This window comes from Arundinibacter roseus, from assembly GCF_004348825.1.
Taxonomy (GTDB): Bacteria; Bacteroidota; Bacteroidia; order Cytophagales; family Spirosomataceae; genus Arundinibacter; species Arundinibacter roseus.
Map to the genome: position 1 here is coordinate 90,528 of NZ_SMJU01000001.1, position 11,891 is coordinate 102,418.

The following is an 11,891-nucleotide window of genomic DNA, read 5'->3' on the forward strand; positions in this document are numbered from 1 at the left end:
TTACAATTCCTCGACACTCACACCAGCCAACTCCTGGAAAAGCGTCTGCCAATAGTGCGTGACGTGCGGATTATTTTCTTTGGTAGATGCCGTTGCCTCAAACGGAGATACAACCGTTACCTGTGGCGCACCGATGGCATATTGTTCAAACTTTTTACTATCCGTTTGCGCCCATCCTTTGGCCTGCGCGTCGTCGGTTGGAGGGGTAGTATGAAAATCGCGGCGATCGGCTCCTTTCACACTTTCGATCATATCGCTAAAATAGTACACACGAACCTCGGCTCCGCTTTCGGCGGCTTTGGCAATAATCGGCAGGCTTGCCCAAATATCCGTCGCCTGATTGGAAGATCCCGTATTTTGTTGATTTAACTTCACAAGCGACTGCCGGAGAAAAATCCCTTTCTCTCGTTGCAGCGAAAGTTGAAAGGCGGTTTCGATTGCTTCCTGATCGGTGGCGTTTGCGTTTTGGATTCCTTCTTTTTCGGACCGAACCGTCAGTGAAAGAGCCTTGGCTTTGGATGTATTCTCATGTATAAAATAGACTTCCAGCTTATCCCCTTTATTGGTCATATTTTGCTCCACAATGTCCCCGAGTGCCTGCCGGTACTTTTCCTGAACGAAAGCCTGATTCACATTTACACTTTGTGTTTTATCCAAAAAAACCAATGTATGAATGGGTGCAGGCGGTGTGCCGGGAGTTTGTTCTGCCGTTGGACCGCAGGCGGTGGCTAGCCACGCTAAACTTACAAAAAAAACGGGAGCTGGTGCTAAGGGAAATCTCATGAGGCACAGTAGAATTTTTGGTCTGATACAAAGCTACGGGCAGGCTCAATAACCTACAACGCCAAACGGACGAACGGATGAAATATTGTTTAAAAAACCAAAGCCCCACTCAGGAGCGGGGCTTTGGTTAAAGGGCAAATTCTGTCGCTATCAGGCATTTTTCTGAATCATCGCCATCAAGTCTTCCGAAATTCCGGTGGTAGAATAACCGCCATCGTGGAAAAGATTTTGCATCGTAACCATGCGCGTCAGATCCGAGAAAAGCGTAATGACATAATTGGCGCAATCGTCAGCCGAGGCGTTGCCAAGTGGGCTCATTTTATCAGCAAACTCAAAGAACGAATCAAACCCGCCAATGCCGGTACCCGCTGTGGTTGGCGTAGGTGATTGTGAAATGGTATTTACACGTACTTTTTTGGCTTTGGCGTAGCGGTAGCCGTAGCTTCTGGCAATGCTTTCGAGCGTAGCTTTGGCATCGGCCATATCGTTATAAAAAGGAAAAGCGCGCTGCGCAGCAATGTAGGAAAGTGCTACAAAAGAACCCCACTCATTGATGGCGTCCACTTTTTCGGCTACCTGCATAAATTTATGAAAAGAAAGCGCCGACACATCCAGGCTTTTCATGTACCATTCGTAGTTCAGATCGCCATATTGCTTTCCTTTTCGAACATTGGGGCTCATGCCTATAGAATGTAGCACAAAATCAACCTTCCCGCCCAACACGTCCATCGACTCGGTATAGAGTTTTTCCAGATCTTCTACCGATGTAGCATCTGCCGCAATTACTTTGGCATCGCACTGCTCGGCTAGTTGGTTAATCGCCCCCATTCGCATGGCAATCGGAGCGTTGGTCAGGGTAAAGGTTGCACCTTCTTCCTTTGCTTTCAGGGCTACTTTCCAGGCAATGGAGTTTTCGTCCAACGCACCGGATATAATCCCTTTTTTTCCTTTCAATAAACCGTAAGACATCTTTTTTTTGAATTTTCGATTTTAAATTCCGTTGGTTCAGACCTACTTACTTTGGGCCTTTCAGAGCCGCAAAGTAACGGATTTTTGGCAGGGAAAACTACTGCTGAGCATTTTCCATTTTCAGTACCTGTTATTTATTTTTCCGAAATCAGCGTTGTTGCTCAACCGGCGTCAGGTGCAGCACTTTTTCCAAAAACTGTTCGGTGGCCTCTTGCACGCCCTGCACGTCTTTGGAAGTAAAATGAGACGCAATGACGTGATCGCCACTTTCGGGAAAAGCCCGCTCAATTTTTTGTGTTTCAGGTGTACCCAATTTCGGAAACATTTCCTGCATCGCTTTCACCGAAACCACCTTATCCTGTTCTTCTTCATTTTTGTAGTAGTAGCCCAGAAAAACCGGCATTTTTATACGCTCATATACCTCCGGCCTTGCCACGGCGTCAATCGTTTGTTGCAGGGCAATCAGCCCGTTGGAGTCGTAGCTCGTCAACCAGTAGTTGGCCCGTCCGCCTTGCCCATAGTCTGACGTACGGCGGTCGCCGGCTGCCTGTTTCAAAATTTGCCGTCCCCACGGACCCGTAGTCATTTTGAGCGAGCTATTATATACTGCCATGCAGGGCGAATACAGCACAACGCCTTTCAGGTCAGGATTGGTAGCCGCCAAATACACCGTCAGCAAGCCTCCTGCCGAAGTACCAATCACGATTACACTGTCGCCCAGGGCTTTACCAATCGCCAGCGCGCGCTTGGCACCTGCCATAAAATTTTCGGGAGTAAGGTCATCAAAAGCTGCCGAATCGCTGATTCCTGCATCGTGCATACGCGCCAGGTACAGATTAGCCCCGTAGCGTTTGGCCAGGTTCCGGTGTACGGGGTCGCCCTCCGCCCAGCTCGCCCCAAAGCCGTGGATGTAAACAATGCTGTACGGTGTTTTTTGCCGATTGGCCGTATCTGCCCACACAATGCGTGCTCCATTGTCGGGTTTGAGATCGGGTACTGCCGCTTCTGTGCGTTGTACTTCGGCGGCCAATTCCGTCAGATTTTGGGGTACTGCCGGCAATTCAGGGGTGAGGTCAGCTTCTGGCACGTCGGGCCCCAACACAAACCCAACGGCCAGAAAACCAATAATTCCGGCCAACCAAAGAAGAAATTTTTTCATGAGTAAAGGGTTTTTAGAGATGATTTCCGAAAGATACACCTTTGCGCAAAACACTACAACCTGTCTTAGACTGATCCGATAATTCTCTTTACTAACCTTACGCCACTTCGAGGCATTGTGTATGGATAACCGAAAGTGGCTAAATTTTCTGATTTTTAATCTTTCTCAAACTGATCAAACAAAACTCTCGTTTTGAGATAATTCACAACAGAAATCGTTAGTACAAGAGGAATGTTAAAGAATAATCTCCAATTCTCAGGTTAGCCGTTATGCTTTTAACCTAACAAATCAATCCGTATTCCTGCTGAGGCCGGTGCTATCATTGCTAGGTGGTTTTCTGTATCTTTGCGCCTTAAAACAGGCCTGCCACCGGGCGGTGGGGCCTTGTTGTCAGTCAACCCGATGTAGCAAAACTCATGATTTCAAAAACGTATTCCCCCCAGGAAATCGAAGAAAAGTGGTATGATTTCTGGATTGAAAACCGCTTTTTTAGCTCCACTCCTCATCCCGACAAAGAGCCTTACACAATTGTGATTCCACCTCCGAACGTAACGGGTGTGTTGCACATGGGCCATATGCTCAACAATACCATTCAGGATATTTTGGTACGCAAGGCCCGCATGGAAGGCAAGGAAGCCTGTTGGGTGCCGGGCACTGACCACGCCTCTATTGCCACCGAAGCCAAGGTGGTGGCGATGCTGAAAGAACGGGGAATTCAGAAACGCGACCTGAGCCGGGACGAGTTTCTGGACTATTGCTGGGAGTGGACGCACAAGTACGGCGGAATTATCCTGCAACAGCTCCGCAAACTGGGTGCTTCCTGCGACTGGGACCGCACGCGTTTTACGATGGAGCCTGATTTGTACGACTCGGTAATTGATGTATTTATTGATTTATATACAAAAGGAGATATTTACCGCGGCCACCGCATGGTGAACTGGGACCCGCAGGCGCGGACGACGGTGTCGGACGAAGAGGTGAACATGAAGGAGGTAAATCAGAAATTGGTGTACCTGCGCTACGACCTGGAAGACAACTCCGGAAGTGTCACGATTGCAACTACCCGGCCCGAAACGATCATGGCCGACGTGGCGATTTGCGTCAACCCTACGGATGAACGCTATCAGCATTTGATTGGTAAAAAAGCGTTGATCCCGCTGATTGGCCGGGCGATTCCGATTATTGCGGATGAGTATGTAGAAATCGAGTTTGGAACGGGTTGTCTGAAAGTGACACCTGCCCACGATACCAACGATTATGAGCTGGGCAAGAAACACAATCTGCCAATTATTGACCTGCTGGCCGAAGACGGAACGCTCAACGAAAAGGCGCAGATTTTGGTAGGCGAAGATCGGTTTGTGGCGCGCAAGAAAATCATCAAACTCCTTACCGAAGCCGGAAATCTGGTGAAAGTAGAAGAGTATCGCTCCAACGTTGGTCATTCAGAACGCACCGATGCGGTGATTGAGCCACGGCTGTCGGAGCAATGGTTTCTGAAAATGCAACGCCTCAGTGAACCCGCCCTCGAACATGTCATGAATGATACCATTCAACTCATTCCGCCTAAGTTTAAAAATACCTATCGGCATTGGATGGAAAACGTGCGCGACTGGAACATCAGCCGGCAGCTGTGGTGGGGACACCGGATTCCGGCCTATTACCTCAGCGATGGCACCTGCATTGTAGCCAAAAGCAAGCGTGAAGCTTTACGGAAAGCGCAGCACGAGTTACAGCTTTTTGCCTTAACCGAAGAAGATTTACGGCAGGATGAGGATGTGCTCGATACGTGGTTTTCGTCGTGGTTGTGGCCAATTTCAGTTTTTAACGGTATAAAAGACCCTGAAAACAAAGACATTAACTACTACTACCCGACCAATGACCTGGTAACTGCGCCCGAAATCCTGTTTTTCTGGGTAGCCCGAATGATCATTGCCGGTTATGAGTACAAAGGAACGTACCCGTTCAAAAACGTATACCTGACGGGCATTGTGCGCGACAAGCAGGGCCGCAAGATGTCGAAGTCTTTGGGAAATTCGCCGGACCCGATTGAGCTCATCGAAAAGTATGGCGCCGATGGCGTGCGGACAGGCATGTTGTTTAGCTCACCGGCCGGAAATGACCTGCCTTTCGATGAAAAACTGGTGGAACAGGGACGGAATTTTTGTAATAAAGTATGGAATGCCTTCCGTTTGACGCAAGGCTGGGAAGTGGTAGAAACCACCACACCAAACGAAGCCTCGCTGCGGGCGATTGCGTGGTTTGAGTCACGGATTAATCAGACGCTGACGGAAGTACTGGATCTGTTTACGAAATTCCGAATTTCGGACGCATTGAACGCCGTTTACAAGCTTATTTGGGACGATTTCTGCGCGCAGTATCTCGAAATGGTCAAGCCTGAATATGGCTCGCCAATCGACGCCGCTACGTATCAGTCAACGCTTCAATTTTTTGATACGCTCATGCGCCTGACGCATCCGTTCATGCCGTTTATTACCGAAGAAATCTGGCAAAATATGGGTCAGCGGGCCGAGAAAGAAACGATTTGCCTGGCACCTTACCCACAACCCGGAGCGATTGATCACGCTATTCTGGCCGATTTTGACATCCTGTTTGAGCTGGTGTCTGCCATACGAAACTTGCGAAATACCAAAGGGATCAGCCCTAAAACAGCTCTGCCGCTTGCTATCCGAACGGATTCCGAAACGCGCTACCAAACACTGGAAGCGTTGATTCGTAAGCTTGCCAATGTGTCGGAACTCACGTTTGTGCAGGAACAACCCGAAGGCATGTCGTTTTTGGTACGCTCCGACGAGTTTTTCATCAATCTTTCCGGCGAAATTGACGTAGACGCCGAGCGCGAAACGCTGCGTAAAGAGCTGGAATATACGGAGGGCTTTTTGCTATCGGTTTCCAAAAAACTCTCTAACGAGCGCTTTGTACAAAATGCAAAGGGCGATGTTGTCGAAAAAGAACGTCAGAAACAGGCGGACGCCGAAGCTAAAATTGTGACCATCAAAGAAGCGTTGGCACGACTGGGCTAATCAAGTATATTTTCAAAAATAGCCAACAAACAAAACAGCCGGAGCAGGAGATTTGCTTCGGCTGTTTTCTGTTAAAAAAAATCTTTACCTGTACTTTCTGATTGAAATTGTCACTTTGGCAACAGGCGATAAGCTTTGTTTGCTTCCGTGGATAGTTCCTGTAAATAACTGGCCGAAATGGGCATTGTCGCAAGTGCCGAGCTGTCCTTAATTAAGGGCGCTCCTGCTTGTACAAAATCAAGCAAAGGATTGGGATTTTGCCCGGATGCCGCCTGTGCCTGTCCCCCGATTAGCTGCATCGGTTCATTGGTTTGAATGCGGCACACACCACCCAACGTAGACCGCACCTCCGCCTGAATCAGCCGACCATCGGCCCATTCCATATCAATTTCAAAACCGCCTCTTGCCCGCAAACCTTTGATTTTCCCGGAGTTCCAGGCTTTGGGCAAGGCAGGCAACAAATGAATTTCTCCGGAATGACTTTGCACGAGCATTTCGGCAATGCCAGCCGTGGTGCCAAAATTGCCATCAATCTGAAACGGCGGGTGCGCATCAAATAAATTGGGATAGGTGCCACCGCCCTGCATGCTTGACTTAGTGCTGCGCACGAGGCTAAACAAATTTGTCATGAGTTTGAGCGCCTGCTCTCCATTGCGCAGGCGAGCCCACACGTTTACTTTCCAACCCATAGACCAGCCCGTGGCGGCATCGCCCCGGCGTTCCATGACGCGCTGAACGCCCGCCATGAGTTCAGGAGTGGTTTCAAAATTCATCTGATTGCCGGGATGCAGGCCATACACATGCGAAAAATGCCGATGCTGTACCTCACTATCTTCAAAATCTTCCTGCCATTCCTGCAACTGCCCATACTTTCCGAGCTGATAAGGCAGCAGCTGTCGCAGGTTATCGGCTACTTTTTTACTAAAATCATCATCAATGCCCAAGGTAGTACAGGCTTCCAGATAGCGGGCAAATGACTCCCGCACAATAGCCATATCCATGGTTGGGCCGGGGCTGTACGTGGCTTGTTTGTTTCCGTCGTACAGAAAGTTGTGTTCCGGTGAGTGGCCGATGGGCGTTACCAAATAACCCCGCTCGTTTGGCACCAGCCAGCCCATATAAAATTGCACCGCACCTTTCAGTAAGGGCATGACGTCATTTTTCAAAAACTCTTTATTTCCCTGAAACAGATAGCGCTCCCAGTAATGACTCGTCAGCCAACCTGCGGCCATTGGCCAAAAAGAACACGGACAACTATCAATTGGTCCGGCATGCCGCCAGATGTCCATGTTGTGGTGCGCCACCCAGCCATCGTTTCCGTACATGGTACGAGCCGTTTCGGTGCCGTTGATTGCCAATTCTTTGATTGCCTGTAAAAATGGCTCCTGACACTCCGACAGATTGGTGAGTTCGGCTGGCCAGTAATTCATCTGTGCGTTGATATTGATGGTATAGCCTCCATTCCAGGCCGGCACACGCTGATCGTTCCAGATGCCCTGCAGGTTGAGCGGCTGCCCGCCCGGCCTGGAGCCCGCGATCATGAGGTAGCGTCCAAACTGAAAGTACAAGGCCGCAAACGATGGATCCTGCCCATTAGCAAAAAGCTCTACCCGGCGGTCGGTTGGCATAGCCGACTGTGGCGTAGGCTGCCCCAGCTGCAAAGCTACCCGGTTAAAAAGCCGTTGGTAATCTTTCAGATGACTTTGATAAAGCACGTCATAGCTTTTCTTAGCCACGGCTTTCAGGTAGCCATCTACCGTTGCTACCGGGTCTACGGCTCCGTCTGCCGGACTTTTATCAAATCCATTAAAACTCGTGGCTGCGGTAAGTACTACAATCACTTCCTCGGCATTTTCGATGGAAATAGTCTCCCCCGAAGCCACAACTTTCCCTCCTGCCGTGCGCACATCTGCACGGGTTTCAAAAGCCATTCCCAAACCATCAATAGCCTCTCCGTATAGTTGATTAAGAGCCGTTGGTTTGCGCTCCCCATTTTTTTCATACAGTTCAGGATATTTGTGTTGATCGCCTAATTTCTCGACCTGCTCAAAGGTTCGGCGCAGGGCAAAGCCCGGAACTTTGGCCCGCACAGATAGCTGTTTGCCCCGGCTTTGGGTTTGGGCGGTAGCTTCATGAGGTGTAGAAAATCGCAGCTTACAGCTTATTTTGTCCGGTCCCTGTTTCGTTATTTTAAGCACCATGCAATGGTCCGGATAACTGGCAAAAAGCGACCGCCGATACGTTGTTTGTCCAACCCGGTAACTTACCGTTGCGGTTGCGGTAGATAAATCCAGCGTTCGTTTGTAATCCGTGATGATGTTTTTTGGATGGGAAAAATCTATCCAAAAATCACTCATAGGCTGATACAACTGATGGTTACGTCCGAGCCACTCGCTTGTAATAAGTGCCTGCGCTTCCTGAAATTTCCGCTCACGAAGCAGCTCGGTTGCTTCTTTGTACTGCTTGCGAATGTCCGTGCTTTTGTACGTGCGGGTTGGGTCTCCGGTATAAAGCGTCCCTTCGTTGAGCTGAATATGTTCTTTTTCAGGCTCACCAAACAGCATGGCGCCCATATAGCCGTTGCCTAACGGAACGGCCTCTACCCATTCCTGAGCCGGTTTTTCGTAGTAAATAAGTAAATCCTGCTTCGGAATTTGAATGGGTGAAGTGTTGTTTTGAGCAGCCGTTTGCTGAACTATGCCTGCGGCCAGGAGAATCAAATATAAACGTGTGTACATATAAATCAGCCTAACATTTAATAGTAAAGTAAAAAGCCGAGGCCTTCTCTTGAATTTTTTGACAAATCCTTTGATTTCCATAAACTTACTTCGATTACAAAAATTGCTTTTAGATAAATATTTATTGTTTATCAATAATTATTTTACCTTTGTCAAAAATAAATCATTTTAATCTATGAAAACAGAACACATCTTGTTCGGGCTTAGAATAGTAGCCTGGGCGGTATTTCTTGGGGCCATCGTTCGCACGGCCCTTATGATTGGCTATATTATTGCCATTTTTGTATTTCCTGACAACCCCATTAAAAACAATGCTCAACCAAGCGACCTGGCCGCATTTCAACAAACTCACGAAGTAGAATTTTGGATGCTGATGAGTCTGATTATAGCCATTGCGCTATTGCATATTCAGCTTTGGGAAAAAATAAAAGATGCGCTCGAAACCATTAAAATTTCAAATCCCTTTACCGTACAAATGGCTACGCTTTTTGAAAAAACCGCTTACCTGCTGATTTCGATTTGGGTTGTTAGTTTTATTGGCAGCATCTATTTTCGTCAGGTCAGTAAGCGAACGGAAGGGCTGGAACAGATTATTGATCGGATATCCGTGGGCATGGTAGATGGCGGTGGATTTGATGCGGGCGGTGTGTATCTGCTCAATGCGGGCATCGTCTATATTATTTCGCAGATTTTTCGCCGGGGCATAGAAATGCAGCAGGAAAACGACTTAACTATTTAGTAATGAGCATTATTGTAAATGTGGATGTGATGATGGCCCGTCGAAAAATGTCGTTAACCGAACTGGCCGAAAAAGTAGATATTACGCTGGCTAATTTGTCTATTTTAAAAACAGGTAAAGCCAAAGCCATCCGATTTTCTACGCTGGAAGCGATTTGTGAAGCCCTCAACTGCCAACCCGGCGACATCCTGGAATACGTACCGGACGAAGCCGAAAAGGCGCTATCGTAACGGATCCGGAACTGCTGCCGGTGGCAGTAAAGTTTTCGTACCTTTGCGACATGGAAATACAACCTAATCTTTTTGAGGGATTTAAACTGAATCGTCAATTGCTTAACGCAATCGACGATGCCGGATATACCGCCCCTACGCCCATACAGGAGCAAGCCATTCCGCTGGCGATGGCGGGGCATGATGTACTGGGAATTGCCCAAACGGGCACGGGCAAAACGGCGGCTTTTGTGCTGCCGTTGCTCATGAAAATTAAATTTGCGCAGGGTGATTCGCCAAAAGCGCTGATTTTAGCACCCACCCGTGAGTTGGTGATGCAGATCGCCGCCGCCGTTGTGGAACTGAGCCGCTATACCGACATCCGGACAGTGGCGTTGTACGGCGGCATTGGGCCCAAGTCGCAGATTGAAGCGCTTCGGCGCGGTGTGGATATTCTGGTAACTACCCCGCAACGATTTCTGGATCTGTATGCCAAAGAAGAAATCATTCTTAAGCACATTCATACAATGGTGCTGGACGAGGCCGATAAAATGCTGGATATGGGCTTTATGCCGCAGATTCGCCGCATTTTGGAAGTGATTCCGCGCAAGCGCCAAAACCTGCTTTTTTCGGCTACATTTCAGGAAAAAGTCGAAAAATTCTCGTTTGAATTTCTGGAATTCCCGATGCGGGTCGAGGTTTCGCCGCAGTCTACTACTGCCGAAATGGTGACGCAGTCGCTGTATGAGGTGCCCAATTTTTTAACCAAAATACACCTGCTGGAATGGATGCTGGCCCAAACGGAGGTATTTAGCCGCGTACTGATTTTTACCCGAAGCAAAGAAAATGCGGACAACGTGTATAAATTTCTCCTGAGAAAGGTAGTAGAAGAAGGGGATGTTCGGGTTATACATGCCAACAAAGGCCAAAATACGCGCATCAACGCTATGGAAGCTTTTAAGGAAGGCAATGTGCGCGTGTTGGTCGCTACGGATGTAGCCTCGCGGGGAATTGATGTGACGGAGGTCAGCCATGTAATAAACTTTGACGTACCCATTATCTACGAAGATTATGTGCACCGAATCGGGCGAACAGGCCGGGCCAACCACAGCGGCGAAGCGATTACGTTCCTGACGCCTGCGGATGAGTATCACATCAAATTTATCGAAAAGCTGATCCGGGCGGAAATTCCGCGTAAATCTCTCCCGGCTGAGCTTGAAACTGTGAAGACTCCTTTTGATGAAAATCAGGACCAATTGCGGGAAATTGACCAGCAGAAACGACGCGAAGATCCTACTTTTCAGGGGGCTTTCCACGAAAAAAAGAAACGACCACACATGCGTCATACCAATAAACGCGACACACGCAAGAAAGGGCAGACCAAACGGCGGAGCCGCTCCTGACACAATAAACCCTCGTTTTGGGGCGTTGGGATATACACCCGTCCTCGGCTGGAATGCTTGAATCCGTTATTAACTCACTATGAAGATTTTAGTTCGTTTATTTTGCCTTTTGGGAGCTGCGCTGCCCGGTGTGTGTCAAACTACGATGCAATACGCCAGCACTACGCCCCGTACGCTGGACTCCAACCTGTCGCAGGCCCGAACACTTTCATTGACGGAGCGGCACGTACTTCCTTTGTTTGGTGAGCAACGCAAAACCTCGGAGCAGATTGAAGAAGAAATTCGGTTTTTGAGCGATTGCGACAAATCGTTTGCCAACCGGGAAGAAGCAAGCGTATTTTTTGCGACCCGTGCCTGGGAATATGTTCAGGAAGGGCAGCTTGACACGGCTACGTATCGATTCAATCTTGCCTATCTTCTGAATGAAAAAAATGTGGATGCATTTTGGGGATTAGGCGTGGTTTCTTTTCAAAAAGAACAGTTTGAAGCAGCCGAACGGATGCTCCGGAAAGGCGTGGAGATTGCTCCCGAAAATGTGCCGCTTATCGTAGATTTATCAACGGTTGAGTTAAGGCATTTTTCCCAGACAAACGACCGCGCAGATCTGGACGAATCGCACCAATTGCTGGTTCATGCAGCGAGACTCGATTCTACCTATGCCCAAACGTTTTATAACCTCGCTATTGCCGAATTTCATCGGGAGGATTTTGCAAAATCCTGGGAGGCTTTACACACAGGCCGCCGGTTGAATTTTTCTCTCGTTGACTTTCAGTTTGTAGAACTGCTACGGGCAAAACTCCCCGATCCAGAAGGCTTCTTTAAGTAAAAGTTTTTAAACCATAATATTGCA

Annotated in this window: 9 protein-coding genes; 5 read left to right on the top strand and 4 right to left on the bottom strand. The window is 48.4% G+C overall.

Features of this window, described 5'->3' with window-relative positions:
- The 3 genes from EZE20_RS00455 to EZE20_RS00465 all read right to left on the bottom strand — a co-directional run bounded on the left by EZE20_RS00455 (position 1) and on the right by EZE20_RS00465 (position 2,911).
- Positions 1-783 (bottom strand): hypothetical protein, encoded by a 783-nt coding sequence (locus EZE20_RS00455; protein ID WP_228713476.1) that lies wholly within the window; start codon positions 781-783, stop codon positions 1-3.
- Between the two features lie 150 nt (positions 784-933).
- Positions 934-1,752, bottom strand: a complete 819-nt coding sequence (locus EZE20_RS00460) for an enoyl-ACP reductase FabI (protein WP_132113365.1) — start codon at positions 1,750-1,752, stop codon at positions 934-936.
- Between the two features lie 148 nt (positions 1,753-1,900).
- Positions 1,901-2,911: an alpha/beta hydrolase gene (locus EZE20_RS00465; protein ID WP_132113367.1), complete on the bottom strand. Its 1,011-nt coding sequence runs from the start codon at positions 2,909-2,911 to the stop codon at positions 1,901-1,903.
- Positions 2,912-3,327: 416 nt separating this feature from the next.
- Between EZE20_RS00465 and EZE20_RS00470 the strand changes: the two genes are divergently transcribed.
- A complete protein-coding gene (locus EZE20_RS00470; RefSeq protein WP_132113369.1) occupies positions 3,328-5,952 on the top strand; it encodes a valine--tRNA ligase in 2,625 nt (874 codons plus the stop codon).
- Between the two features lie 110 nt (positions 5,953-6,062).
- On the opposite strand, the gene EZE20_RS00475 is transcribed toward EZE20_RS00470, so the two are convergent.
- Entirely contained in the window at positions 6,063-8,690 is a 2,628-nt protein-coding gene (locus EZE20_RS00475; RefSeq protein ID WP_132113371.1) for a glycoside hydrolase family 95 protein, read from the bottom strand.
- 175 nt (positions 8,691-8,865) lie between these two features.
- Between EZE20_RS00475 and EZE20_RS00480 the strand changes: the two genes are divergently transcribed.
- The 4 genes from EZE20_RS00480 to EZE20_RS00495 all read left to right on the top strand — a co-directional run bounded on the left by EZE20_RS00480 (position 8,866) and on the right by EZE20_RS00495 (position 11,867).
- The gene (locus EZE20_RS00480) at positions 8,866-9,429 is read left to right on the top strand and encodes a DUF2975 domain-containing protein (RefSeq protein WP_132113373.1); all 564 of its coding nucleotides are present in this window, start codon (positions 8,866-8,868) and stop codon (positions 9,427-9,429) included.
- Positions 9,430-9,431: 2 nt separating this feature from the next.
- Entirely contained in the window at positions 9,432-9,659 is a 228-nt protein-coding gene (locus EZE20_RS00485) for a helix-turn-helix domain-containing protein (RefSeq protein WP_132113375.1), read from the top strand.
- A 50-nt stretch (positions 9,660-9,709) separates the two neighbouring features.
- A complete protein-coding gene (locus tag EZE20_RS00490; protein ID WP_132113377.1) occupies positions 9,710-11,041 on the top strand; it encodes a DEAD/DEAH box helicase in 1,332 nt (443 codons plus the stop codon).
- A gap of 79 nt (positions 11,042-11,120) precedes the next feature.
- Positions 11,121-11,867: a tetratricopeptide repeat protein gene (locus tag EZE20_RS00495; protein ID WP_228713477.1), complete on the top strand. Its 747-nt coding sequence runs from the start codon at positions 11,121-11,123 to the stop codon at positions 11,865-11,867.
- Positions 11,868-11,891 lie beyond the last annotated feature (24 nt).